This window comes from Flavobacterium cheongpyeongense, assembly GCF_003202435.1.
GTDB lineage: Bacteria > Bacteroidota > Bacteroidia > Flavobacteriales > Flavobacteriaceae > Flavobacterium > Flavobacterium cheongpyeongense.
Map to the genome: position 1 here is coordinate 235,255 of NZ_QJHK01000001.1, position 24,876 is coordinate 260,130.

Here is a 24,876-nt window from a genome sequence, read left to right on the forward strand (position 1 = left end):
GGCTTTGACTTCGCTCAGGGTGACATTAGTAAAAAGAACATTCTATTTTTTGCCCAATCTTTTTTTAATTTTATGATAATGTTTATGATATGTGCTATGACTGGGATAAGTTCTGCTCGAAGTCATATTGTTGAAGATTAAAGCTGTAAAAAGCAAAATCAAAACACCAATTAATACCGGAGAAAGGACATACATATAGCCCAGGTCTTTTATTTTATCAGAACCAATAACTGCAATAAGAGCTGTTGCACCTCCGGGAGGGTGTAAAGTTTTAGTAATCTGCATTAAAATTATAGCAAGTGAAACTGCCAGTGGCGCAGCAATCCAAATAATATCAGGGGTAAATTTATGAACAGTGACACCAATAAAAGCTGAAACTAAATGACCACCAACGAGATTACGGGGCTGAGAAAAGGGGCTCTGAATAATTCCGTAGACAAGTACACTCGATGCTCCAAATGAACCAATTAAATAAACGGCATCATTTCCTGAAAAATGTATTGACTGAATGTAAGCCAGGATTCCAATACCTACAAATGAGCCTAAAAAAGACCAAAAGTGTTCTTTATAATCTACTAAAGTTTCTTTATAAAGAATGTAACGTGTTTTGCGGTATCCTCTTTTTATTTTTTGAACAGGCATGATTTCTATTTTACTAAACTTGGCGAATAACTATACACAGTGTAAGGATAAATCATTTTTGCAGTGTATTTCGAAATTAAACAAACTACCATAATTGGAAAAAATAAGGTGTAATCGTTTGTAAGCCCGCATACTAAAAATATAGCTGTAAATGGTGCGTGGATACTTGCGCTTAGTACGGCGGCCATTCCGATGATCATAAAGTTAACAGGAATTACATGAATCTGAAAAAAAGTATTTAAAACGGAAGCCAGTAATAATCCTAAAAAAGCCCCTATAAAAAGACTTGGCGCAAAAACGCCTCCATCACCACCTGAAGCTAACGTAATAGAAGTAACAATTGGTTTAAGAAGCAATATGCCAATAAAAGTTAAGGCTAAAGTGAATGTCATTATTTGGTTTGGAGCAATAAAGCTGGTTTTAATAGCATGGTACCCTTCACCATATAATTGCGGAAAAATAAACAGCGAAATACTTAAAACTACTGATCCTATTATGATTTTGTAGTAATGGGTATCGATTTTTCCAAATTGAGATTTAAAAAACAAAACACAGCGAGTCAGATAAACTGAATTCATTCCGGCCAAAATTCCTAAAAGAATAAAATATGGAATGGCTTTAAAATGCCAGGTTGTGATTGAAATCGCAAACAAAGGTTCTTCTTTTAGAATAGAAAGCAATCCAAAAGCAATTGAAACCGCTATAACATTTGAAATAATAAAAGCTTTGGTCACTTTTCTTGAAATGACTTCAAGAGCAAATAAAATTCCGGCAATCGGACTACTAAAAAGTGCCGTAACTCCCGCAGCAATACCAGCACAAATTAATTCGGTTTTATATTGACGGAAAACATTTTCTTTTTCGTGTGCAACAGAACCAATAGTCGCTGTAGCCACAACAGTAGAAACTTCGATTCCGGTTGAACCTCCAAAAATAACGGTTAATAATCCGTTGATGAAATGAGAAGGAATTTTATAAGAAGGCAAATTTTTTGATTTTGAACCTGTACTCTCAAAGACTTCCTTGATTCCTTTGTTTTCTTTTTTCTTAAAAAGATATTGTCTTAGAAAATAAATTACAGATAATCCAAAAACGGGGAAAACGATATAAAAAATTGGATTTACCGATACTTCATGAAAAAAGATTTCTTCGTAATATTCGGTTATTTTTTTTAGTGAAATTCCGAGAAAAGCAGAAAGAAAGCCAATTAAGATAGAAACAATAACTAATTTTCGGAATTTAATAAATTGATGATTTTTTTTGATTTGAGCCGTTTTGTTCATCATTAAGTAAATTTGTAAGCCACAATATTTTTATGTGTATTACAAAATTAGATAATCATATTCGGTTTTTAATAAAAAATACTCAGTATATTATGTTAAAATTGAGAATATAAGAAAATTCTTTCGGTGTGTTTTTACTGACACATCGATGAAATATCTCACAGAATTTAATCATCTAATAATTATCTTTCATAGAATTCTATAGGTAATTCATCAGGATCGGTGATAAAAGTAAATCGTTTTTCAGTTGTTTCATCAATCCTTACAGGTTCTGATTCGATGTTTTTAGAATTTAAAAAAGTAACTGTTTCTTCTAAATTAATAACTTCAAAAGCCAAATGACGTAAGCCAACAGCTTCAGGTCTTGAAGGCCTTTTGGGTGGATTTGGGAATGAAAATAATTCTACAATGTAAGTGCCGTTTAAGGCTAAATCGAGTTTGTAAGATTGACGTTCTTCGCGGTATATTTCTCTAATAATAGTTAATCCTAAAACTTCGGTATAAAAAGTTTTAGATTTTTGATAATCAGAGCATAAGATAGCAATGTGGTGAACTTTGTTTAAGGTAAGCATTATATATTTGATTCAGATTCCTGATTTAATTTCCGAATTACCTTGGCGGGGTTTCCAACAGCTAACGAATTGTCAGGAATATCTTTTGTAACGACAGATCCTGCACCAATAACAGATCCTTTGCCAATTGTTACACCCGGACAAATTACAGCGTTTCCGCCAATCCAGCAATCGTCTCCAATCGTAACCGGATAAGCATTTTCCAATGTTTTTCTTAATTCAGCATCAAGTGGGTGTGATGCAGTGTAAATCTGAACATTCGGTGCAATAAATACATTTGATCCAATGGTTACTGGTGCACAGTCTAAAACAACACAATTTACATTGAAATAAACATTTTCTCCGCAGAAAATATTATAGCCGTAATCACAATGAAAAGGAGGTTCAATGTAAAAGCCTGATCCGGCATTTGGAATTAATGCTGCTAAAATTTCTTTTGCTTTTTTGGTAATGCGGTATTCTTTTACATTCAGATTATGAAGTAAGATTTTTGCAGCTCGGCGCCCTTTTACTAATTCGGGATCAAAAGCGTTGTAATATTCGCCGCTTACCATTTTTTCTTTTTCGGTTTTCATAATTACATTTTCGTCCTGGCAATTTTCTCGTGTATCTTTACGGTTTCCTGCAAAGCTGCGGTGCAATACCACGGTGTTAATTCAGCTTCAAGCAAATTGGCTTTTATAGCTGGGTCAGTGGCAACAAGCGTTTTGGCTTCTTCTATAGTTTCTACATTAAAAATATAAATCCCTCTGTAGTTTCTGTCATTTTTCATAAAAGGACCGGCTACAACCAGTTTTCCTTCTTTGGCTAATTTATTAATGTTTGCCATGTGGCCTTCAAACAATTTTTTACTTTCTTCTTTGGAAACCGTGGTATTGCTTCCCGATTTTAAAAGACAAAAGACATATTTTTTCATTCCGTATTCGTCGGCATTGAGGGATTTTGCAAGCTTCTCATCAAACTTAATCTCTGTTTCTTGGGAGAAACTAATTAAGCTGAATAAGAAAAAAACAAAAATAAAAAGAGTGTTTTTCATAATGTTTCTTTAACGATTAAAGCATTTTCTTCAGAATAACAATCTGTCCTAAATGGTAAATATCATGCTGAATAATTCCGTGAATGTGTTCGTAATACGTATGATTATTGTTAATGTATATTTTTGATAAATCAGCATCATCAAAACCTTGAAAAAAAGCATTCCATGATTCCTGAGATTTTGCCAGATTTTGAAGTGATTGCTCCCAGGCAGCTTCGGATGGATCTAAAACAGGTACAAAATAATTATGATCAGGAGTTATAATTACCTCACCCTGAACCCGTTTTAAAATGTTTCTTCTCCATTGTATTAGATGATTGACAATTTCCCAGATTGTATTGAGATTGGGATGTGCCTTTTTGTAAGCCTGTCCTGCAGTAATATTTTTTAAAGTATCTGCCAAAGTGACTTCAAGCCACGGATTTCCATTATAAATGGATTGATATAAATTTGAAATTCTCTTGCTCTCTGACATAATAAATGGTTTTTTGCAATTCATAGCTAAGATACAAATTAGTATTTTACAACTCATCCCTAAAATTCTACAATTGGGTTATTATATATTTTTTAACAAGAATGATTGGAATACATTTGCTTCATCAAAATCAATTTTATGAAAACCAAATTACTTTTTACAATCAGTTTTTTATTTCTTACGATTTTCATTTTTGCCCAAACTACTATTTCCGGAAAAGTAGTTGACCAAAAAGGAAAACCAGTGACAGGTGCAAATATTTATATCGACGGAACTTATGATGGGGCTACCAGTTCTGAAACAGGAGATTTCTCTTTTGAAACCACTTCTACAGGAAATCAATTTATAGTCATAAGTTTTTTATTGTATGAAACATTCAAAAAAGAAATAGATGTTACCAATTTTAAAGATCAAACGGTTAAACTAAGAGAAAATGTAAATGCACTTGATGCTGTTGTAATTACTGCAGGAACTTTAGAATCCGGCGATAAAGCGAGGGTTTCGGTTTTAAAACCTTTAGATATTGTAACTACTGCAGGTTCTGCCGGAAATATTATTGCCGCTTTGCAGACTTTGCCGGGAACCCAAACTGTTGGAGAAGACGGACGTTTATTTGTACGTGGTGGTGAAGCCAGCGAAACCCAGACTTTTGTTGATGGAATTCGTGTAGCACAACCGTACGGAGCAACAACTAATAATTTGCCAACCCGAGGAAGATTTTCTCCTTTTTTATTCAGCGGAATTGCATTTTCAACAGGAGGTTATTCGGCCGAGTATGGTGAAGCTTTGTCAAGTGTTTTATTACTGAATACTCAGGATGAACCTGATATGAACAAAACCGATATTGCTTTAATGACCGTTGGTTTAGGGTTGGGAAACACACAGAAATGGAAAAAAAGCTCGTTGAGTGTGAATACGGCTTACATTAATCTGGCACCTTATCAGGCAGTGATTCCACAAAATGTAGATTGGAATAGTCCTTATCAGTCCTTATCCGGAGAAACCGTTTATCGATATCATTTTACAAACGGAATTTTCAAATTATATGCAGCTTTCGATGCTTCTAAATTTGATCTGAATCAGAAAAATATCAATTTCGAAGACAAAGTCAGAACTGATTTAAACAATAATAATTTCTATCTTAATGCATCTTACAAAGGAACTTTTGGCACTGGCTGGCAACTAACATCAGGAATTGGTTATGGATACAGTGTAAACAAAATCAAATATGATGTAAATGATGTTGATAATGATGAGAATGCAGCACAATTGAAACTAAAATTAAGAAAAAGTGTTTCAGATTATTTTAAATTATCCTTTGGAGCTGACTATTTCATTACCAAATTCAATGAAAATTTTGATAATAATGGCAATATCCAGACTTCAAATGGTTACGATTCAAATATTGCAGCTTTTTATACAGAAGGAGACATTTTATTTTCGAAAAATTTAGCAGCAAAAGTAGGTTTACGACTTTCAAATAATAGTTTGCTTAATGAAACCAATATAGCACCGAGAGCATCCATTGCTTATAAAATTTCAAAGAGCAGTCAGTTTTCTTTTGCTTACGGAGATTTTACACAAACACCGGTTGTCGATTACATCAAATATTCAAAGTACCACCAATTTGAAAGTGAAAAGGCAAGACATTATATCTTAAACTATCAATTTACAAAACCCGGACAGACTTTTAGAGCCGAAGCATATTATAAAGATTATAGTAATTTAGTTCAATATGATACAAGAGATATCGCTTATAATTCGGTTTTCAATAATAACGGATCAGGTTATGCTAAAGGATTGGATTTATTTTGGAGGGACAGCAATTTATACAAAAACTTAGAATATTGGATTTCCTATTCGTATATCGATTCAGAAAGGCAATATAAAAATTTTCCAACAATGGCTACTCCGAGTTTTATTGGGAATCATAGTTTGTCAATTGTAACGAAATATTTTATTACTGACTGGAAATCGCAAATTGGTTTCACAAACAGTTATAGTTCAGGACGTCCCTATAATGATCCAAACCAAACGCAGTTCATGAACGGAAAAACAAAGTCATATAACAGTTTGAGTTTTAACTGGGCGTATTTATTAACAACCCAAAAAATCCTGTATTTCTCTGTTTCAAATATATTAGGGAGCCAAAACGTTTTTGGGTATGATTACGCAAAACTGCCGGATGCAAATGGAGTTTACCAAAGACAGGCTGTTGTGCCAACTGCAGACCGCTTTTTCTTCTTAGGTTTCTTCTGGACCATTAGTAAGAATAAGAATGACAATCAGTTGAAGAATTTATAGGTGTTAAGTTCTAATATGTTTATTTTTAGATATTAAAAAACAATTCAGTAACCAAATTCGACAACTCAGTATCATTTAATTTTATAAGATTAAAAACCAGCATACTTTTGAAGTATAAATTAATAATCAGAGTTTTAATCATCAATAAAAAACTTAGAGATTTAGATATCAGAACATTAAAAACTAAAATAACTTTAAAACAAAGAAATCATGACCAAAATTATTACAGCCTTTACATTATTTATCTGCAGTTTATTATCTGCACAAACACAATTTGAACAAGGAATGGGTAAAGCTTTCGAGCTTTGGAAAGAAGGAAAAAATGCTGAAGCTTCGGCAATGTTTGAAAGAATTGCAGCAGCAGACAAAACCAGCTATTTACCTAATTATTATGTTGCCTTAATTAATACAACAGCAGTTTTTACGGAAAAAGACAAAACAAAAATTGATTTGTTATTGACAAAGGCACAAGATGCTTTAGATAAGGAAATAATAAAAGATCAAAACAATGCCGAATTATATATTTTGCAGGCTTTGATTTACACAGGATATGTGGTAGCTGATCCAATGACAAACGGAATGAAATACTCTGGCAAAGTAATGGAAGCTTACGCAAAAGCAAAAGCAATAGATCCAAACAATCCGAGAGCCGTTTTTGGAGAAGCAGATTATCAATTAGGCGGCGCAAAATGGACAGGTGTTGATACAAAACCACTGTGTGTACAAGTTGATAAAGCTATCGAACTTTTTGGTACTTTTAAACCTGAAACTCAATTTTCTCCAAAATGGGGATTGGAAAGAGCTTTGGAGGCACAAAAAAACTGCAAAAAATAAAAACTAATTTCAGCTGATTATAATGAAACATAATGGAAATACATATGCAGATCTAAAAAGCGGAACTATTGTTTCGTTTAAGATTTCTATGATTTTTACAGTAATATTTTCAGCTTTTTTAGGAGATGATTTAAATATTCAAAACGTTCTTATAACTTTTTTCATTAGCTGTCTTTATTCTTTTGGAGTAGGTTTTGGAAATGGATTTCTTAACGTTCTTCTTGATAAAAAGTGGGATTGGCTGGACCAGACCAATCTAAGAGTTTACTACGGAATTATCGTTACAATTTTGTATACTGTTCCGGTCGTTTTAGGAATAAATTATTACATTTTTGTTTACCTTCAAAATCTGCCTATAGACAAATTTTTTAGTGAAAGAATGATCTGGATACATCTTTTTTATATCATTTTATCTTTAGCAGTTTCTACTTTTATGCAGGCCAGAAGTTTTATGGTAAAATGGAAACAGGCATCAAAATTTGAGATAACGCAGCAAAAAATTATCGCAGGAACAGCAAATGCTAAATTCGAAAGCTTAAAAAATCAAATCGACCCGCATTTTCTTTTCAATAGCCTAAATGTATTAAGTTCTTTGATTGAAGAAAACCCGGACAATGCACAACGATTTACAACTTCGTTATCAAAAATTTACCGTTACGTTTTAGAACAAAAAGATAAGGAACTTGTTTCGGTTGAAGATGAATTATCGTTTGCCAAAACGTATATGAATTTGCTGAAAATGCGTTTCGAAAACAGTTTGTTTTACGAGTTGCCGGCGACAGTGATTAATCCGGATGCAAAAGTGGTTCCGTTATCGTTACAGCTTTTATTGGAAAATACGGTGAAACATAATGTAGTAAGTGAACAAAAGCCATTGCATATTCGAATTTTCATTGATGGAGATTGTTTAGCTGTGCAAAATGATTTTCAGAAGAAAGAAGTTTTACAGGATAGACAAGGTGTTGGATTACAAAATATCGTAAATCGATATGCAATTATAACCAACAGAAAGGTATTAATTGAACAAAATGAACAAACATTCACCGTTAAGATCCCGATTTTAACTAAACAAATAGCAGTTATGGAAACAAATGCAGATTATAGTGATGAAAATAAAGCATATTTCAGAGCTAAAAAAAGAGTAGAAGAACTGAAAGGATTTTACGCAAATGTAATTTCGTATTGTTGCGTGGTACCATTTTTAGTTTTTATAAATTTGAGGTTTTCTCCTGGATTTCAATGGTTTTGGTTTTCGGCTATAGGCTGGGGATTTGGAGTCGTTATGCATGCTTTTAAAGTCTTTGGCTACAGCTCAGATTGGGAGGAAAGAAAAATTAGGGAAATTCTGGAAAAAGAAAATAAGAAACAAACCTGGAAATAGTATGAAACCAAATAATGCTGAAGCAGAACGTTATTATCAGGCTCAAAAAAAAGTAAAAGAGATTAGAGCGTTTTATCAACATTTAACAGTGTTTTTGCTCTGTAATCCAATTGTAATTGCTGTAAACCTCATTACTTCACCGGGTTATTTATATTTTTGGTATTCTTTGTTAGGCTGGGGAGTTGCGATTACTTTACATGGACTGAAAGCCTTTGATCGTTTCCCTTTTTTTAGTAAAGAATGGGAAAAAAGAAAAATTGATGAACTGTTGCAGAAAGAAAATAACAAACAAAAATGGGAATAATCATGGAAATCAATTATAACGAAGAGGATAAATATTATCAGGCCAAAAAGAAGGTCGGGAATATAAAAGATTTTTACAGTAATTTAACTTCTTATATAGGGGTTAATATAGTTTTGATTTTTGTCAATTTATACACTTCGCCAAATCATTTATGGTTTTACTGGCCGCTAATTTGGTGGGGACTAGGAGTTGTATTTCACGGTTTAAAGGTTTTCGAAGTATTTCCGGTCTTAGGAAAAGGCTGGCAAGAAAGAAAGATCCGGGAAATTATGGATAAAGAAAAAGAGAAACAAAATAAATGGCAATAACTTTTAAATCAGAATAAGATGGGACGCTGTAGAAAACGCTTTTACGAACAGTACGGGCAAGAGTTTGAAAATGATGAAAGTTTTGAAATCGCATACAAACAAGTAAAAAGGATAAAAGGTTTTTATTCGCACTTAAAAGTATATTTAATTGTTAATGCAGTTATCATTATTTCAAATATAAACCGAGATTTTATTGAAAGCAGATTTAATGATAGTGGATTGTTCGACTGGCATACGTACTCGACTGCATTATTTTGGGGAATCGGTTTATTGATTCATGCTTTCACCATTTTTGGACCTGATTTGTTTTTTGGAGCAGACTGGGAACAGAAAAAAATCCAGAAGTATATGGATAAAGAATCTCAGAATGCCAATAAATGGGAGTAATTTTACCCTAACCAAACCAGGATTTTAATTTTTCAAATTTAATAAATGACCACCTTAATTATAGAAGACGAAAAACCGGCTGCAAGATTATTACAACGAAAATTAGAAAAACTAGATATTGATGTGCAAACAATGTTGCATTCTGTAGAAGAATCAATAGACTGGTTTGCAAACAACGAACATCCTGATTTGATCTTTCTAGACATTCAGCTTTCCGATGGTTTATCGTTTGAAATTTTTGAAAAAATAGATATCAAAAGCGCTATCATTTTTACAACAGCTTATGATGAATATGCATTAAAAGCCTTTAAATTAAATAGTATTGATTATCTTTTAAAACCAATTGATGAAGATGATCTGGAAGTGGCGGTTGAAAAATATAAAACCAGAATTCCGAAACAAGATCCAGGAAATAAGAATCTTCAGCTTGATTTTGAGCAAATTAGAAAAATGCTGACTAATCCTTTTGAGAGAACTTATAAAAATAGATTTACAGTCAAAATAGGACAGCATTTAAAAGTCATTACGACAGAAGAAATTGAATGTATCTTTAGTGAGAATAAAGGAACTTACATTCACACTTTCGACAACAGAAACTATTTAATCGATTCTACTTTAGAGATTCTTGAACAGGAAGTAGACATGAAGAATTTTTTTCGTGTAAGCAGGAAATTTATTGTACCGTTAAAAGCAATTAAAGAAATTCAGGTTTATACCAATTCACGGCTCAAAGTAATTTTGCCAAGTTATAAAGATGATGAGGTAATCGTAAGCCGTGAAAGAGTTCAGGATTTTAAGAACTGGTTAGGGTAAAACTTTACGAAATATTCTACTAAAAAAGATAAATAAAAAAGAGCCGTAAATTGGCTCTTTTTGTGTTTGGTATAAAATCATCTTATTTACTTACTCGATGCAAAGTATAAGTCATAGCACTTAAAAGGAAAAAGGCCATAATCTGGTGAATCAATCCTAAAGCCAAAGGAACACTATACAATAAGGTAAAAACCCCAAGCAGAAACTGAATAAATACAAAAACTACCAGAGTATTAATTCCGTTTAATTGGGTTCTGGTAAGTGAATATTTTTTGCTTTTGAAAAAAAGAAAAAGAATAATAGCAACGACTACATAAGCAAAAGTCCTGTGTACAAACTGAACCCCGCTTTTCCCTTCAATTAAATTTTTTACTAATGACGATTGCTCAATAAAAACAGATTCATGAATAAATTCTCCGTCACTCATTAAAGGCCAGTGATTATGAATTAATCCCGCGTTTAATCCTGCTACAAAACCTCCGTAAATAATCTGGATTAATAAAGCTGCTAAAGCATATCGTGCAATTTTACGAAGTGGCAGAATTTTATTAATATTTCTTTCAGGATAGATTAAATCCAGTGCAACCCAAAGCGTATAAGCAAAAGTGATAAAAGCAAAAGTTAAGTGTAATGAAAGCCTGAAGTGGCTTACATCCGGGTTATCAATTAATCCGCTGCGAACCATAAACCATCCAAGAAAACCCTGAAAACCTCCCATTGCCAAAAGAACAATGCATTTTTTAATAGTTTCAGTATCTAATTTCTTTTTGATTAAAAAATAAACAAACGGGACAAAGAAAACCAATCCGATAATGCGACCGATAAAACGGTGAAACCATTCCCAGAAGTAAATAAATTTATAATCTGCTAATTGAAAATCGTTGTGGATATTGATTTTTTGATACTCCGGAAATTTTTTATACTCATCAAAAGCGGCCTGCCATTTCGCTTCTGTTAAAGGCGGAAAAGTATCTGTTACCAAATGCCAGTCGGTCATGGATAAACCTGAATTGGTCAAACGGGTAATACCTCCCACAACAACCATTAAAAATAATAAAACACAGCCCGATAGTAACCAGATGATTACTGATTTATTCTCTTTTTTCATTCTGTTCCAATTAATTCGATTTCGTTTTCTTTTTTTGTAGTTGATATTCTTTTTAAATAGAATTTCGAGAAATAAATATTTAATAAAATGCTTGGAGGGAAAATTATAATTCCAAAAATAATTCTGTAATTGTAATTACTCATATCGAATTTTAAATTTGACATTTCAATTAGAGCAGGACTTGTTAAGATAGCAGCAATAATAAAAACAACAAAACATGGAAAAATAACAGAACTCAAAAAGAAAAATATTTTGTATTTTGAACGTTTTTCTTCAATTCTTTTTAATCCTTTTAAAAAGATAAAATTTGAATAAATAATTATCAATAAAAATATAGATATAAAAATTCCACCTAAAAAATCCATTATTTTTTAAGTTTTAAATTTAACTTCTCCGCTCTTTTAATCACAAAATCATAAGCCGCCTGATATTCATTCGGAATATCTCCTTCTAAAATAGCTTCTTTTACCGCTTCTTTCAAAATTCCGATTTCGCGTGAAGGTTTCAAATCAAACATTTCCATAATTTCTTCTCCGGAAATTGGAGGCTGAAAATTACGAACCTGATCGCGTTCTTCGACTTCAACAATTTTTTGGCGGACTACCTCAAAATTTTTATGATATTTCTTGAATTTTGCCGGATTCTTGGTGGTAATATCTGCTTCGCATAAAGTCATCAGACTTTCTACATCTTCACCTGCATCAAAAACCAGACGGCGAACAGCACTGTCGGTTACAAGATCCTGCGCCAGAACAATCGGGCGGGAGCTCATAATCACCATTTTTTGTACAAACTTCATTTTATGGTTCAGTGGCATGTGCAGGCGTTCAAATATTTTCTTAGCCATTTTTCCGCCCAGAAATTCATGTCCGTGAAATGTCCAGCCTTGTTTTTTATTGAAACGTTTTGTTGGTGCTTTACCAATATCGTGCAGCAAGGCAGACCAGCGTAGCCAGACATCATTGGTATTGGGGCAAATGTTATCAACTACTTCCAGCGTATGATAAAAATTGTTTTTATGGGTATGACCTTCAATTTCTTCCACCTGATTCAAAGCTGTCAATTCAGGCAAAATTAAATCTAAAAGACCGGTTTTGTATAAAAGCAAAAATCCTGTTGAAGGCTTGTCTGTTGAAAGAATTTTATTCAGTTCATCTACAATTCTTTCACCTGAGATAATTTTGATTCGATCTGCATTTTTGGTGATGGCATTTAATGAATTTTCTTCGATTTCGAAATTTAATTGCGTTGCAAAACGAATCGCACGAAGCATTCGCAAAGGATCATCAGAGTACGTAATATCCGGATCTAAAGGTGTTTTGATGGTTTTGTTTTCTAAATCTTCCAAACCATTGAAAGGATCGAGAAGTTCACCGAAGTTATTTTCGTTTAGCGAAAGTGCAAAAGCGTTTATTGTAAAATCACGACGGTTTTGATCATCCTGCAAAGTTCCGTTCTCCACAACCGGATTTCGGCTGTCACGATTATAGGATTCTTTTCGTGCTCCTACAAATTCAATATCCGTATCTTCAAAACGAAGCATCGCTGTTCCGTAGGATTTAAAAACCTGAACTTTGGGTTTATTCGGAAGTAATTCTGAAACCTTTAAAGCTAATTCGATACCGCTTCCAACCGCAACAACGTCAATATCTTTTTTGGAGCCTCTTTTTAAAAGCAAATCACGAACAAATCCGCCGATAACATACGAATCGAGATTCAATTCCTGAGAGGCTTTAGAAATGATACCAAAGATTTTGTTTTGTAAAGCTGCTTTATAATTTGTTTGTATGGCCACGAATTCACTAATTTTTGAGTAAAGGCATTTCAAATTTCAGACGAAATAAAATGCATGCAAATTTACAACATAGAAAATGCCTTTTATAATCTATTGTAGACTTTTTTGAATAAATTCACAATTCTTCAATTGAATTTTATCAAAATAAAAAATACTACTTCTGAATTACATGAATTAATACAGATCATACCCCAAAGATTTAAAAAATAATTTGTGAATTTGTGGCAAAAAAACTATACCGCAATAAAACAAATCAATTACGATAATCTGTTTTTAGAAATTCAATTTGTATTTTTGAATCATAGAAAAACGTACAAATGAAAATTGTTATCTCTCCTGCTAAGTCTTTGAATTTCGAAAAAGAATTACCAACATCTCAACATACTGAACCGTCATTTTTAAAAGAAGCACGTCAGGTACATAAAGTTTTAAAACCCAAAAAGCCAGCTGATTTGGCAGAATTAATGGCTATTTCAGAAAAACTGGCCGACTTAAACTGGCAGAGAAATCAAGATTGGAAAACGCCTTTCACGCCTGAAAATGCACGCCCGGCAGTTTATACTTTTGATGGAGATGTTTATACCGGTCTGGATGCCTATACAATTCCGTTAGATAAATTAGATGCTTTACAACACAAATTAAGGATTTTATCCGGACTTTACGGCGTTCTAAAACCACTGGATTTAATGCAGGCCTATCGTTTAGAAATGGGTACAAAATTGCCTGTGGGTGAATATAAAAACCTGCATGAATTCTGGAAGCCAACGGTTACAAAAGCTTTAAATAAAGAATTAGAAAAAGGAGAATTATTCGTGAATTTAGCCAGTAATGAATATTTCTCAGCTGTTGATGTTAAAGCTTTAAAAGTTCCCGTAATCACACCGGACTTTAAAGATTATAAAGATGGAAAACTTAAAATGATCAGTTTTTTTGCCAAAAAAGCGAGAGGAATGATGGTTCGTTATATTATTGATACCAATGCAGAAACTATTGATGATCTAAAAGGTTTTAATTATGAGGGCTATCAGTTTGATGCCAATCTTTCAAAAGGAAATCATTTGGTTTTTACAAGATGATTTTAAAGCAGCTAAGACTCTAAGATGTTATTTTTAAGCTTTAACGTTTAAGTTTTTTTTTCAAAATATTTTACTTCTTACAAAGCACATTTTACAAAAAACTAAAAAATCCGTGTCACAGGAAACTGATACGGATTTTTTGTATTATAAATTACTAAATATTAATGCATCGCATCTGCGGGATTAATCTTGTTCTTACCTCTTTTGATAAAAAAGATAATTGGAATACAACATAAAAACAGTAGTCCTAAGTACATGAAAATATCCATGTAAGCCATTACAGTACTTTGTTTAAGTACGGAAAGGTCTATAGCCTGATATGCTTTTTTCAAAGCGACATCGGCACTATATCCTTTTGCCATAAAAGCGTGCTGCATTCCTGCAATACGCTGCTGAACATCAAATTTTGCAGGATCTAAATTGTTGATTAGATTTACTCTGTGTTCCTGGCTAAAACGTGTAATGAAAGTGGTAATAATAGCAATACCAAAAGATCCGCCTAACTGACGCATCATTCCGGTAAAAGCTGCTCCTTCACCAATCTGTTTTCCTTTTAAAGTTGAAAGAGAAAGTGTGGTAATAGGAACAAAAAGCAATCCCAAACCAATACCTCTTAAAATTAATGGCCAGAATAAATGTTCTTCACCCGTGTCAGGAGTCAAACGATTATGCATCATGAAAGTAAAGAAAAAGAAAATTAAAAATCCAACTCCCACCATATAACCCTGAGGAACGCCTTTTTGAATCATATTTCCAACAAAAGGCATCATTAATGCAGTTGTGATTGATCCGGGAATCAGTAATAATCCGGCTTCAGTAGCTGTCCATCCTAAAATTGACTGTGTATAAATCGGAATAATCAAAGTTGATCCATATAAACCGAAGCCAAGAATAAAACACATTACGATTCCAATTCTTAAGTTTCCGTCTTTTAAAACACTTAAGTTTACGATTGGGTATTTATAAGTAAGCTCTCTCCAGATAAATAAAACCAATCCTAAAACTGTTACAACACTTAAGGTTATGATTAAAGAATCATCAAACCAGTCATCTTGTTGCCCGTGTTCCAGAACAAATTGTAAAGATCCAATAAAAGTAGCTAATAATATGATTCCCCACCAGTCAACCTGATTGGCTTTTAATTTTTCACCATATTTAGGGCTTCTTACAAATGAAATAGCTAAAACTGTAGCAATAATTCCTAACGGTATGTTGATATAAAAAATATAGGGCCAGGAATAATGTTCAACTAAATATCCCCCTAAAGGTGGTCCTAGGGTAGGTCCAACAATTACACCCATTCCATAAATCGCCTGTGCCATTCCACGTTTTGCTACCGGATAACTTTCTGTAATAATCGTTTGGGCTGTTACCAGCAACGCGCCCCCACCCATACCTTGTACGAATCGAAAAGCAACCAGTTCCCATATATTAGTGGCATTTCCGCATAAAAAAGAACAGACTGTAAATATTATAATGGAGGCCACAAAATAATTACGTCTTCCAAATTGCTGCGATAGCCAGCTCGTCATCGGAATTACAATCACATTCGCAATGGCGTATGCTGTAATTACCCACGCAACGTCAGTCAGGGTTGCCCCAAGACTTCCCCGCATGTCTGTCAGTGCTACGTTTACAATCGTGGTATCTACAATTTCAAGCAATGCACAAAGTACTGCTGTAATTGTAATGATAACACGTCTATAACCGTATTCTACTAAATCATCATCTGATTGTACTGCTGCTGCCATTTATTTTATTTCAGGTGTACGTCTACATCAACATTCATTCCTGGTCTCAAAAGTTTTACTTTCTCAGGATCGTTTGAAGAATCTAAACTGATTTTAACGGGTAATCTCTGGATTGTTTTGACGAAGTTTCCTGTCGCATTGTCAGGAGGCAATAATGAAAAACGGGATCCTGTAGCAGGAGAAAATGACGTTAAAGTACCCTTAAACTCGTAGTTAGGGTAAGCGTCTACTTTTAAACTTACTTTTTGTCCCACAATCATCTTGTTTAATTGTGTTTCCTTGAAGTTAGCTACAACCCAGGCTTCATTGTTATTGATGATGTAAAATAAAGATTGTCCCGGTTGAACCAATTGTCCTGGCTGAATATCTACTTTAGAGACCTGACCATCTATTGCAGCGGTTACAACTGTGTAGGTAAGGTTTAGTTTTGCTACTTCGAGCATAGTCTGAGCTTTTTTGATATTAGCTGCCGCAACTTCTGTTTGTTTGTCAGAAACTTTAGATTTTGATTGGATAACCGATTTTTGGTAAGAACTTGCTCTTTGTTGCTGCTCTAAAACACGTACCTGATTTTCTGCTTCTTCTTTTGCAGTTAATGCCTGCTCGTACTGCTGTTTTGTAATAGTATGCGTTTTGTACAGATTATTGTAACGGTTATAATCGTTTGTAAGCTGTCTCAGTCTGATTTTCGCACTTTCAATTGATCCGCTAGCTGATTTCATATTGGCATCAGAAACATTTATGCTGGCATATGCACTTCCAATATCCGCTTTTGCAGCTTCGTATTGACTTTCAGCACCTAATAATGCTGCTTGAGCTTCATCAATTTTTAACTGATAATCTCTTTTGTCAATAGTAAATAAAGTATCTCCTTTTTTTACAAAATCGTTATCTTTTACAAATACTTTACTAATATATCCGGAAACTCTCGGGATAATTGGGTTCATTTTTTTCTCGATTTGAGCATCGTCTGTTTCTTCGTGAGCCTGAGAGTGTAAATATTTTGAAATTCCGTAAGTTCCTCCCACTAAAACCAAAACGGTTAGTATGATGATGAATTTTTTATTTGTCTTTTTCTTTTCCATGAGAGCTAGCGATTATATTTTAGAAAGATTGAATGATTGAGATAATTGTCCTGATACTGAAAGCAGTTCATAATATTTTTGAATAATAGTCGCTTTTGATAAAGCGGTGTTGATTTTAGCACTAAGATTTTCAACATCGGCCTCTACCAAATCATTAGTATCTGATAAACCATTATCAAATTTATCTTTTACGAGTCTGTAGTTTTCAGTTGCCTGTTGAAGTGCCTCATTATAAACCACACTTTGATTAATGGCTAAGTCATAATCTTCAATAGATTTTTGAACTTCAATTTTGATGCGATCCGTTAAAAGTGCTTCAGAATTTTTTACTTCAAGGGCTCTGCTTTCGGCTTCTTTTACATGAGAATTGTTCTTGAGAATTCCGGATAAATCATATGATAAACCAACGCCAAAATTCATGGCATATTTTACAGTAATAAAATCCTTAAGATCAAAAGCAGTGTAGCCACCCAACAAAACAAGGGAAGGATAATAGCCTGCTTTTGCAACCCTGATGTTTGCTTCACTGGCTTTTGACTGTAAACGAATTGCCTCTAAGTCTTTTCTGTTTTCTAAAGCTAATGCATCAGATGTTGGAGCATTGCTTGTTTTTAAATTAAAGAAATCCTGCTCATTCACCTGAAGTTTTACAGAAGGCTCTAATTTTAGTAACGTTGTTAAGTAGAAATTGATGTTGTTGAGATTGTTATTCGCTTCATCTATTGATAATTGCGTTCTGGATACCAACAATTGTGCTTTCAATAAATCATTTCTCGGAATAATTCCGTTTTTCTCTAATTCGGTAAAATCAGTTACACGCTGTTTCGCTTGTTTTTGATTTTCGTTTAAAAGATCTAATGTTTTTTGAGCTTTGTATAATGCAGTATAATACGTAATCACACGAAGTGCTACATCTTCTTTGGTTTTAGCTGCATTTGCTGTTTCAGCTTCGTATAAATTATCGTAAGCGTCAATACTGCTCTGGATTTTAAATCCGGAAAAAAGGGGTAAACTAAGATTAGCCATTCCTAACATAGCGCGATCCGGAGATGCAATTGGCTCAGAGCTTGCTTGGTCATTGTGCATATCAATCGAAGCTTTTCCTAAGCGTTGGTATTGACCCGAAACTTTCAGGTCTGGATACTGATTATTTTTAACCGACTGTAATTCGTATTTTTTCGTGTTTACCTTAGTGTTAGCGAGAGTAACTTCGTTACTTTTTTCCCAGGCCAGTTTAACAGCCTCATCTAAGGTTAAACTTGTTTTTTCTTGTGCTTCTACTGAAGATATTCCGATAAAGAAAACTCCAAAGAGCATTAATTGACTAATTTTCATAAACAAGTAGTGCTTTTATAGTTTGTTGAATGTGCTTTTTAAGAGTCGTTTTTATATAATTATCATACAATTCTTCAGTGTTTAAATTCAGTAACTCGACGAAGAAAGGTTTGTTCATATGAAAATGAAAAAAAGTGCCAATTATTGTAGGTGTAATGAGCGGAATAATAACATCTTTTCTAAAAACGCCTTTTGACTGACCCTGCTTAATAATGCTTTCTACCGACTTTAGATTCCCTTTTTTTAATTCGGTAAAAGCGGTCATGCTTTTTTCTCTCTCTTTTGAATTGAGTTCAAAATGTAAAACCCTGAAAATACCTTTGTTACAATTGATTCTGGTAATGTAAATTTCAATTAACTTATTTACCTTCTCAAGTGGTTCGATATTTTCCTGCAATAAATTTTCAAGTTTTAATTTTAAATCAGAAGTTTTGTAGATAATGAGTGATTCAAGTAATCGGTCTTTTGAACCAAAATAATACGAAATCATGGCCACATTAATTTTTGCAATCTTTGAAATATCCCGTATTGAGGTGCCTTCAAATCCCTTCTCAGAAAACAGCTTTTCAGCTACCTCCAGAATCTGAATTTTTTTGTCGTTTAATTCGATGTTTGACATGATCGTGTTTCTAATCGAATACAAAATTAAACACTTGTTTAAATTAAACACTTGTTTAGTTTTGTTTTAACGCAATATTAACATAAAACGGTTTCGATAATTTGTGTTAATTTTATGTTTTTGAAATAAAAAAAGCTGAAACACATTAGTATTTCAGCTTTTTTTGCAATCTTGTCATTCTTTTTATAGTATTTTAGCCCACTGTATTTAGTTTTCTAATTGTAAGTATCCTAACAATATTCCTTTCACTTCTCTTTCATCGTAATACATTATTGTCAAATCTATTTTTGTTTTTTCAAATAAACTTTGAATTTTACTTCTGACTATTTCTAATTCGTTATTATTTTCATAATCAAATTCTATCACGACTCTTTCTCCGTTCAATAATTTAATTTTTTGTTTTCCATATGACTTTGTATCACGAAAAAGAACAATTTTTAAAGACTTAAAATCATCGTTCTTCTTTACTATTCCTGTTAGTTTATAACATTCGAACTCATTGCTATGAAATAATAATTCTGAGCCTTTGTATATCTGCCAATTTGTAATCGTATCTGTTTCAGTTTTTGCCAAACAAAATTGAGAAAAACCGATCAAACAAAATAATAGAAATGTTTTAATATAGCTCATTTGAATAGTATTTATCTGAAATGCCGTCTAACTATTTAATTTTACCAACAAATTCCGCAATCTTCCCACTTCCGTTTTCAGATAAATGTTTGATGAAAGCACTCCCAATAATCGCCCCTTTTGCATATTTGGTAGCCTGACTGAAGGTTTCTTTATTTGAAATTCCGAAACCAACTATCTGTGGATTTTTCAAGTTCATGTTTCCAATTCTTTCGAAATAACTTTCCTGAACATTTCCAAAACCGGACTGAGAACCTGTAACACTTGCAGAGCTTACCATATAGATAAATCCGTTTGAAACACTGTCAATAAAACGAATACGCTCTTCTGAAGTTTGCGGTGTAATTAAAAACACATTAATTAAACCGTATTTTTCGAAAATAGCTTTGTATTGGTCTGCATAAACATCTACCGGAAGATCCGGGATGATTAAACCGTCGATACCAATTTCGGCACACTTTTTACAAAAGGCTTCGACCCCGTATTGTAGCATTGGGTTAAAGTAGCCCATGATGATCAATGGGATTTTTACGCTTTCGCGGATGTTAGCCAGCTGATTGAAAAGAACTTCTGTTGTCATTCCGTTATGAAGCGCCTGCGTAGAACTTGCCTGAATGGTTGGGCCATCTGCCAACGGATCACTAAACGGCAAACCAATTTCGATTAAGTCAACACCGTTTTTTTCTAAATCCTGAATGATTGGAACGGTATCATTTAAATCTGGATATCCTGCAGAAAAATAAATAGAAAGAATCTTTTTATCTTCTTGTAGTTTTTGAGTTATTCTGTTCATTTTATGTCTTAATTATTTATTCCTTTAAGTTTTTTAAAAACTAAAAGGGGTATTTTATCTAAAGTAAATTTTTCTAAATCTTCAAGGGCCTTAAAACCTGAAATAGTTAAATTGGAATCTTTTACAGATTAATTTTCAATATAAATCCATGCTGTTATTCCGGATTTCAGTGTTATCTGAACTCTTTTATAGGCATTGGATTCAAATTGGTCCGCTTTGACCAGATCTGAGCTGGAAATACTATAAACGATACCATCAATTGCATCCGATGGATTTTCGCTGGGAGCAGCGACAAAATAGTCTTCAATTCCAAATTCTTCTTCTATTTGCAGGTCTTTTAGTTTATAGCCTGTCAATTGGTCTGGTGTTCCGGTTAACAGTTTATTAAAAACCTGCATCTGAATTTCTTTTGACTGTAATGTTCCGTAAGAAAATATCTGTTCCATAAATTTTATTTTTCTCGTTATTGTTTGCGTTAGGGATAGCAGCGGTATCTCCCGTTTTAGAAAAACAAGGCTTTTTTGCCGTAGTTTTTGTTAAACGGGAATTTAGCGGATAGCCCGACCGTAGGGAACGCCCAAATTACGATTTTTATTACAATTTAAAATAATCTATGTAATTATCTAAATCTTTATCGCCACGCCCCGAAAGGCTGATTACCACAATATCTGTTGGTTTGAATTGTTTCTGGTCGAGAACAGCAAAGGCGTGAGCACTTTCAATTGCCGGAATAATTCCTTCTAATTTCGTAAGTTGCAAGCCTGCATTCATAGCATCGTCATCGGTCACTGAGAAGAATTCGCCACGTCCTGATTGTGCCAAATGTGCGTGCATAGGGCCAACTCCGGGATAATCAAGACCTGCAGAAATCGAATATGGTTCTGTAATTTGACCGTCAGGAGTTTGCATTAAAAGGGTTTTACATCCGTGAATAACGCCTACTTTTCCCAGTTTGCTTGTCGCAGCACTATGACCGCTGTCAACACCTTTTCCGGCTGCTTCGACTGCGATAATTCCCACTTCAGGCTCGTGTAAAAAGTGATAATAGGTTCCGGCAGCATTACTTCCACCACCAATACAAGCGACTACGTAATCCGGGTTTTCGCGGCCTTCTTTTTCTTTTAGCTGCCATTTGATTTCTTCTGAAATAATGCTCTGAAAACGGGTTACCATGTCCGGATACGGATGAGGTCCAATTGCAGAACCAATGATATAATGAGTATCAACCGGATTATTGATCCAGTCTCTAATGGCTTCGTTTGTAGCATCTTTTAAGGTTCTTGAACCAGAAAGTGCCGGACGAACTTCGGCACCCAGCATTTTCATTCGTGCTACGTTTGGTGCCTGACGTGCAATGTCGATTTCGCCCATGTACACGATGCATTCCATTCCCATTAGAGCACAAACTGTCGCTGTTGCAACTCCGTGCTGACCGGCACCGGTTTCGGCAATAATTCGTTTTTTGCCCAAACGTCTGGCAACTAATATTTGACCAATAGTGTTGTTCACTTTATGGGCTCCGGTATGGTTTAGGTCCTCTCTTTTCAGATAAACTTTGGTATTGTATTTTTCAGATAAGCGTTTGGCAAAATAAAGCGGACTAGGGCGGCCAACGTAATCTTTGAGCAATTGGTCAAACTCTGCTTTAAAATCAGGTTCAGCTGTAATTTTTAAATAATTCTGGCGTAATTCTTCGACATTTGGATAGAGCATTTCCGGAATATAAGCGCCTCCAAATTCTCCATAATATCCTTTTTCGTCTACGTTAAAATTCATTTTGTTTAAATTTTAGATGTTGACAATTTCAAATTTTCGTTTGAAATTGCTTAATAGGTTTTTATTCTTCAGTCCCGGTTCGATTTCAAATTTACTATTTATATCGACAGCATAGATAGGTAATTTGCTTTTTGAAATTTCTTCGATGGCTTTTAATTCGTTCATTCCGATGCCGCCACTTAAAATGAAAGGCTTCTCCGAATTGTATTTTTTTAATATTGTCCAGTCAAAAGTGGTTCCGTTACCGCCTGGTAATTTTCCTTTGGTGTCAAACAGAAAATAATCGCAGACATTTTCAAATGGTTTTATCATATCAAAATCAAAATTTTCATCGGCAGAAAAAACTTTTATGATTTCGGTTTTTTGGGGTAATTGTTTTTTTAGTTCCGAGCAAAAAGCTACCGATTCATTTCCATGTAACTGAACGGCCTGTAAATGGTGTTTTTCGACTTTTTCCAGAATTTCTTCCTCGCTTTGATTGACGAAAACACCGACTTTTTTAATTGTTTTTATAAGTTCCGGAATGTTTCCGTCACAATATCTTGCGGATTTATCCCAGAAAATAAATCCCATATAATCGGGTAGGAGCGCACCTACTTCGAGGATATTTTCGGGATATTTCATGCCGCATATTTTGAGTTTCATTTTGTTCGCTTTGGGCTTTGGGCTTTGGGCTTTGGGCTTTGGGCTGATTGCCCACAGCTGGAAGCTTTATAGCTGTTTAATAAATTCTGTTGCTGCCTGTCCGGCATTATCTGTTTTCATAAAGTTTTCTCCAATTAGGAAACCTTTGTAGCCATATGGTTTTAGTTCCTGAATCGCTTCGATTGACGAGATTCCGCTTTCGGACACTTTTACAAATTCATCCGGGATTTGAGATGCCAGCTGTTTGCTGAAATCAAGGCTTACTTCAAAAGTTTTCAGGTTTCTGTTGTTCACGCCAATCATATCCAGACTTGGCATAATCGATTTTTCGAGTTCCTCCTGATTGTGGACTTCCAGTAAAACTTCGAGACCTAATTTCTTTGCAAATTCAGATAAGGATTTGATTTCTTCACGGGTTAAAACGGCGGCAATCAATAAAATCAAATCAGCTCCATGCGCTTTTGCTTCGAGAATCTGGTATTCATCAACAATAAATTCTTTTCGCAATAGCGGAATATTTACACTTGCTCGTGCTAAAAGTAAATCGTCCAGTGAACCGCCAAAGTATTTTCCATCAGTTAAAACTGAAATTCCGCAAGCTCCTGCATCTTCATATCCTTTAACGACTTCTTCAACTGTGAAATTGTTGTTGATAATTGATTTTGAAGGCGAACGACGTTTATGTTCTGCAATAATTCCAGTTGAGCTTTGTCTTAATTTTTGACTTAGAGAAATCGTTTGTCTTTCAAAAAATACTGAATTTTCCAATTGCGAAACCGGTATGATTGATTTTTTAAGAATAACTTCTCGTTGTTTGTCAAATATGATTTTATCTAAAATATTCATTTTTTCTTTGTTTCTGGTTTCAGGTTTCAAGCTTCACGTTCCAACAACTTGAAACCTGAAACTAAGAAAACTTGAAACTAAATTTTATTTACTTAATTCTTTCAATTTATTCAAAGCTACTAATCCTTTTCCGGAAAATAAGCTTTCCTTCGCTAATTCAAATCCTTCCATCGGTGAACATTTTGTTACTGTTGCAATTGCCATTGCAGCATTGGCTAAAACTACATTATTCTGGGCTTCTGTACCTTTTCCTGAAATGATATTAGTAAAGATTTCTGCCGATTCTTCAATGGTTTTCCCACCTTCGATTTCGGTTTGTGATAAAAGACGAACGCCAAAATCTTCCGGTTTTAGCATTCCTTCCATATTGCTGGTAATGATTTTGGTTGGTCCCGTTAATGAAATTTCGTCATAGCCGTCAAGCGAATGTAAAATCGTAAAATTCACATGGGTACTTTGATATAAATAAGCATACATTCTTGCTAATTCAAGGTTGAAAACGCCAACCAGCTGATTTTGTGGAAACGCAGGATTTACCATTGGCCCCAACATATTAAAGAATGTTTTTACAGCCAGTTCTTTACGGATTGGCCCAACATGTTTCATTGCAGGGTGAAATAACGGTGCATGTAAAACACAAATTCCTGCCTCATCGATACATTTTTCTAAAAAAGAAGGATCATTGCTGAATTTAATCCCCATTTTTTCCATTACGTTGCTTGATCCTGAAATAGATGAAACACCATAATTTCCGTGTTTGGCTACTTTTATTCCGGCTCCTGCAGCAACAAATGAAGCTAAGGTTGAAATATTGAAAGTGTCTTTTCCGTCACCTCCCGTTCCGCATAAATCGATGGTGTTGTAAGCTGATAAATCTACACGAATGCACAATTCTAATAAAGCTTCACGAAAACCCGAAAGTTCATCAATCGTAATGCTTCGCATCATAAATACGGTCAAAAAAGCCGAAATCTGACTCGGATTATACTGACCGCTTGAAATATTAATCAATACATTTTTTGCTTCTTCTTTGGTAAGCACTTCGTGGTTGATTAATTTATTTAATATATTTTTCATT

General features: G+C 34.0%; 27 protein-coding genes. 8 read left to right on the plus strand and 19 right to left on the minus strand.

Going from position 1 to position 24,876, the window contains the following annotated elements; translation table 11 throughout:
- Positions 1–42: 42 nt before the first annotated feature.
- From DMB65_RS01005 to DMB65_RS01030, 6 genes are all read right to left on the minus strand, one after another.
- Positions 43–642, minus strand: a complete 600-nt coding sequence (locus DMB65_RS01005; protein ID WP_110304810.1) for an HPP family protein — start codon at positions 640–642, stop codon at positions 43–45.
- Positions 643–647: 5 nt separating this feature from the next.
- A complete protein-coding gene (locus DMB65_RS01010) occupies positions 648–1,928 on the minus strand; it encodes a chloride channel protein (RefSeq protein WP_394336100.1) in 1,281 nt (426 codons plus the stop codon).
- A gap of 179 nt (positions 1,929–2,107) precedes the next feature.
- Positions 2,108–2,497: an SMU1112c/YaeR family gloxylase I-like metalloprotein gene (gloA2, locus tag DMB65_RS01015; RefSeq protein ID WP_110304812.1), complete on the minus strand. Its 390-nt coding sequence runs from the start codon at positions 2,495–2,497 to the stop codon at positions 2,108–2,110.
- Positions 2,497–3,072, minus strand: a complete 576-nt coding sequence (locus tag DMB65_RS01020; RefSeq protein ID WP_110304813.1) for a sugar O-acetyltransferase — start codon at positions 3,070–3,072, stop codon at positions 2,497–2,499. The genes gloA2 and DMB65_RS01020 overlap by 1 nt, the downstream gene beginning before the upstream one ends.
- Positions 3,073–3,074: 2 nt before the next feature.
- Positions 3,075–3,533 carry a YciI family protein gene (locus tag DMB65_RS01025; RefSeq protein ID WP_110304814.1) on the minus strand — a complete coding sequence of 153 codons (459 nt, stop codon included), beginning with the start codon at positions 3,531–3,533 and terminating at the stop codon, positions 3,075–3,077.
- Between the two features lie 16 nt (positions 3,534–3,549).
- Entirely contained in the window at positions 3,550–4,008 is a 459-nt protein-coding gene (locus DMB65_RS01030) for a DinB family protein (RefSeq protein ID WP_110304815.1), read from the minus strand.
- A 138-nt stretch (positions 4,009–4,146) separates the two neighbouring features.
- Here DMB65_RS01030 and DMB65_RS01035 point away from each other — a divergent pair, with 138 nt between their 5' ends.
- The 7 genes from DMB65_RS01035 to DMB65_RS01065 all read left to right on the plus strand — a co-directional run bounded on the left by DMB65_RS01035 (position 4,147) and on the right by DMB65_RS01065 (position 10,339).
- Positions 4,147–6,312, plus strand: coding sequence for a TonB-dependent receptor (locus tag DMB65_RS01035; RefSeq protein WP_110304816.1), 2,166 nt, complete (start codon positions 4,147–4,149; stop codon positions 6,310–6,312).
- 210 nt (positions 6,313–6,522) lie between these two features.
- Entirely contained in the window at positions 6,523–7,146 is a 624-nt protein-coding gene (locus DMB65_RS01040; protein ID WP_110304817.1) for a tetratricopeptide repeat protein, read from the plus strand.
- A gap of 22 nt (positions 7,147–7,168) precedes the next feature.
- Positions 7,169–8,527, plus strand: a complete 1,359-nt coding sequence (locus tag DMB65_RS01045; RefSeq protein WP_110304818.1) for a histidine kinase — start codon at positions 7,169–7,171, stop codon at positions 8,525–8,527.
- A gap of 1 nt (position 8,528) precedes the next feature.
- On the plus strand, positions 8,529–8,831 hold the full coding sequence (locus DMB65_RS01050; protein ID WP_110304819.1) for a 2TM domain-containing protein: 303 nt from the start codon (positions 8,529–8,531) through the stop codon (positions 8,829–8,831).
- A gap of 2 nt (positions 8,832–8,833) precedes the next feature.
- Positions 8,834–9,139 (plus strand): 2TM domain-containing protein, encoded by a 306-nt coding sequence (locus DMB65_RS01055; protein ID WP_230470568.1) that lies wholly within the window; start codon positions 8,834–8,836, stop codon positions 9,137–9,139.
- An 18-nt stretch (positions 9,140–9,157) separates the two neighbouring features.
- Positions 9,158–9,526: a 2TM domain-containing protein gene (locus tag DMB65_RS01060; RefSeq protein WP_110304821.1), complete on the plus strand. Its 369-nt coding sequence runs from the start codon at positions 9,158–9,160 to the stop codon at positions 9,524–9,526.
- Positions 9,527–9,571: 45 nt separating this feature from the next.
- Positions 9,572–10,339, plus strand: coding sequence for a LytR/AlgR family response regulator transcription factor (locus DMB65_RS01065; protein ID WP_110304822.1), 768 nt, complete (start codon positions 9,572–9,574; stop codon positions 10,337–10,339).
- Between the two features lie 82 nt (positions 10,340–10,421).
- Here the strand turns inward: DMB65_RS01065 and DMB65_RS01070 are convergent, their stop codons facing one another.
- Positions 10,422–11,447, minus strand: coding sequence for a COX15/CtaA family protein (locus DMB65_RS01070; RefSeq protein WP_110304823.1), 1,026 nt, complete (start codon positions 11,445–11,447; stop codon positions 10,422–10,424).
- A 364-nt stretch (positions 11,448–11,811) separates the two neighbouring features.
- The gene (locus tag DMB65_RS01080) at positions 11,812–13,242 is read right to left on the minus strand and encodes a CCA tRNA nucleotidyltransferase (RefSeq protein ID WP_165834815.1); all 1,431 of its coding nucleotides are present in this window, start codon (positions 13,240–13,242) and stop codon (positions 11,812–11,814) included.
- 317 nt (positions 13,243–13,559) lie between these two features.
- On the opposite strand from DMB65_RS01080, the gene yaaA reads away from it, so the two are divergent.
- Positions 13,560–14,318, plus strand: coding sequence for a peroxide stress protein YaaA (gene yaaA, locus DMB65_RS01085; RefSeq protein WP_110304825.1), 759 nt, complete (start codon positions 13,560–13,562; stop codon positions 14,316–14,318).
- 161 nt (positions 14,319–14,479) lie between these two features.
- Here yaaA and DMB65_RS01090 read toward each other — a convergent pair whose 3' ends face one another.
- The 11 genes from DMB65_RS01090 to trpD all read right to left on the minus strand — a co-directional run bounded on the left by DMB65_RS01090 (position 14,480) and on the right by trpD (position 24,875).
- Complete coding sequence (locus DMB65_RS01090; RefSeq protein ID WP_110304826.1) at positions 14,480–16,069, minus strand: MDR family MFS transporter; 1,590 nt, start codon at positions 16,067–16,069, stop codon at positions 14,480–14,482.
- A 5-nt stretch (positions 16,070–16,074) separates the two neighbouring features.
- Positions 16,075–17,154, minus strand: coding sequence for an HlyD family secretion protein (locus DMB65_RS01095; RefSeq protein ID WP_110304827.1), 1,080 nt, complete (start codon positions 17,152–17,154; stop codon positions 16,075–16,077).
- A gap of 12 nt (positions 17,155–17,166) precedes the next feature.
- Complete coding sequence (locus DMB65_RS01100; RefSeq protein ID WP_110304828.1) at positions 17,167–18,489, minus strand: TolC family protein; 1,323 nt, start codon at positions 18,487–18,489, stop codon at positions 17,167–17,169.
- Positions 18,479–19,108, minus strand: coding sequence for a TetR/AcrR family transcriptional regulator (locus DMB65_RS01105; RefSeq protein WP_110304829.1), 630 nt, complete (start codon positions 19,106–19,108; stop codon positions 18,479–18,481). Before DMB65_RS01105 ends, DMB65_RS01100 begins: the two co-directional genes overlap by 11 nt.
- A gap of 207 nt (positions 19,109–19,315) precedes the next feature.
- The gene (locus tag DMB65_RS01110; protein ID WP_110304830.1) at positions 19,316–19,738 is read right to left on the minus strand and encodes a hypothetical protein; all 423 of its coding nucleotides are present in this window, start codon (positions 19,736–19,738) and stop codon (positions 19,316–19,318) included.
- Positions 19,739–19,769: 31 nt separating this feature from the next.
- Entirely contained in the window at positions 19,770–20,531 is a 762-nt protein-coding gene (gene trpA, locus DMB65_RS01115; protein ID WP_110304831.1) for a tryptophan synthase subunit alpha, read from the minus strand.
- 128 nt (positions 20,532–20,659) lie between these two features.
- Entirely contained in the window at positions 20,660–20,977 is a 318-nt protein-coding gene (locus DMB65_RS01120; RefSeq protein WP_110304832.1) for a gamma-glutamylcyclotransferase family protein, read from the minus strand.
- 148 nt (positions 20,978–21,125) lie between these two features.
- Positions 21,126–22,307: a tryptophan synthase subunit beta gene (gene trpB, locus DMB65_RS01125; RefSeq protein ID WP_110304833.1), complete on the minus strand. Its 1,182-nt coding sequence runs from the start codon at positions 22,305–22,307 to the stop codon at positions 21,126–21,128.
- A 12-nt stretch (positions 22,308–22,319) separates the two neighbouring features.
- Entirely contained in the window at positions 22,320–22,952 is a 633-nt protein-coding gene (locus DMB65_RS01130) for a phosphoribosylanthranilate isomerase (RefSeq protein WP_110304834.1), read from the minus strand.
- Between the two features lie 66 nt (positions 22,953–23,018).
- Positions 23,019–23,798, minus strand: a complete 780-nt coding sequence (trpC, locus tag DMB65_RS01135; protein WP_110305044.1) for an indole-3-glycerol phosphate synthase TrpC — start codon at positions 23,796–23,798, stop codon at positions 23,019–23,021.
- 84 nt (positions 23,799–23,882) lie between these two features.
- Positions 23,883–24,875: an anthranilate phosphoribosyltransferase gene (gene trpD, locus DMB65_RS01140; RefSeq protein ID WP_110304835.1), complete on the minus strand. Its 993-nt coding sequence runs from the start codon at positions 24,873–24,875 to the stop codon at positions 23,883–23,885.
- Position 24,876 lies beyond the last annotated feature (1 nt).

Bases quoted from the DNA above. Each gene is read 5' to 3' on its own strand.
- DMB65_RS01120 (WP_110304832.1), bottom strand. From the start codon at position 20,977: ATGGAACAGATATTTTCTTACGGAACATTACAGTCAAAAGAAATTCAG.
- DMB65_RS01020 (WP_110304813.1), bottom strand. From the start codon at position 3,072: ATGAAAACCGAAAAAGAAAAAATGGTAAGCGGCGAATATTACAACGCT.
- DMB65_RS01110 (WP_110304830.1), bottom strand. From the start codon at position 19,738: ATGAGCTATATTAAAACATTTCTATTATTTTGTTTGATCGGTTTTTCT.
- DMB65_RS01010 (WP_394336100.1), bottom strand. From the start codon at position 1,928: ATGATGAACAAAACGGCTCAAATCAAAAAAAATCATCAATTTATTAAA.
- DMB65_RS01065 (WP_110304822.1), top strand. From the start codon at position 9,572: ATGACCACCTTAATTATAGAAGACGAAAAACCGGCTGCAAGATTATTA.
- DMB65_RS01025 (WP_110304814.1), bottom strand. From the start codon at position 3,533: ATGAAAAACACTCTTTTTATTTTTGTTTTTTTCTTATTCAGCTTAATT.
- DMB65_RS01030 (WP_110304815.1), bottom strand. From the start codon at position 4,008: ATGTCAGAGAGCAAGAGAATTTCAAATTTATATCAATCCATTTATAAT.
- DMB65_RS01130 (WP_110304834.1), bottom strand. From the start codon at position 22,952: ATGAAACTCAAAATATGCGGCATGAAATATCCCGAAAATATCCTCGAA.
- DMB65_RS01060 (WP_110304821.1), top strand. From the start codon at position 9,158: ATGGGACGCTGTAGAAAACGCTTTTACGAACAGTACGGGCAAGAGTTT.
- DMB65_RS01100 (WP_110304828.1), bottom strand. From the start codon at position 18,489: ATGAAAATTAGTCAATTAATGCTCTTTGGAGTTTTCTTTATCGGAATA.
- trpC (WP_110305044.1), bottom strand. From the start codon at position 23,798: ATGAATATTTTAGATAAAATCATATTTGACAAACAACGAGAAGTTATT.
- DMB65_RS01095 (WP_110304827.1), bottom strand. From the start codon at position 17,154: ATGGAAAAGAAAAAGACAAATAAAAAATTCATCATCATACTAACCGTT.
- trpD (WP_110304835.1), bottom strand. From the start codon at position 24,875: ATGAAAAATATATTAAATAAATTAATCAACCACGAAGTGCTTACCAAA.
- DMB65_RS01055 (WP_230470568.1), top strand. From the start codon at position 8,834: ATGGAAATCAATTATAACGAAGAGGATAAATATTATCAGGCCAAAAAG.
- yaaA (WP_110304825.1), top strand. From the start codon at position 13,560: ATGAAAATTGTTATCTCTCCTGCTAAGTCTTTGAATTTCGAAAAAGAA.
- DMB65_RS01090 (WP_110304826.1), bottom strand. From the start codon at position 16,069: ATGGCAGCAGCAGTACAATCAGATGATGATTTAGTAGAATACGGTTAT.
- DMB65_RS01045 (WP_110304818.1), top strand. From the start codon at position 7,169: ATGAAACATAATGGAAATACATATGCAGATCTAAAAAGCGGAACTATT.
- trpB (WP_110304833.1), bottom strand. From the start codon at position 22,307: ATGAATTTTAACGTAGACGAAAAAGGATATTATGGAGAATTTGGAGGC.
- DMB65_RS01105 (WP_110304829.1), bottom strand. From the start codon at position 19,108: ATGTCAAACATCGAATTAAACGACAAAAAAATTCAGATTCTGGAGGTA.
- DMB65_RS01040 (WP_110304817.1), top strand. From the start codon at position 6,523: ATGACCAAAATTATTACAGCCTTTACATTATTTATCTGCAGTTTATTA.
- trpA (WP_110304831.1), bottom strand. From the start codon at position 20,531: ATGAACAGAATAACTCAAAAACTACAAGAAGATAAAAAGATTCTTTCT.
- DMB65_RS01005 (WP_110304810.1), bottom strand. From the start codon at position 642: ATGCCTGTTCAAAAAATAAAAAGAGGATACCGCAAAACACGTTACATT.
- DMB65_RS01050 (WP_110304819.1), top strand. From the start codon at position 8,529: ATGAAACCAAATAATGCTGAAGCAGAACGTTATTATCAGGCTCAAAAA.
- DMB65_RS01035 (WP_110304816.1), top strand. From the start codon at position 4,147: ATGAAAACCAAATTACTTTTTACAATCAGTTTTTTATTTCTTACGATT.
- gloA2 (WP_110304812.1), bottom strand. From the start codon at position 2,497: ATGCTTACCTTAAACAAAGTTCACCACATTGCTATCTTATGCTCTGAT.
- DMB65_RS01070 (WP_110304823.1), bottom strand. From the start codon at position 11,447: ATGAAAAAAGAGAATAAATCAGTAATCATCTGGTTACTATCGGGCTGT.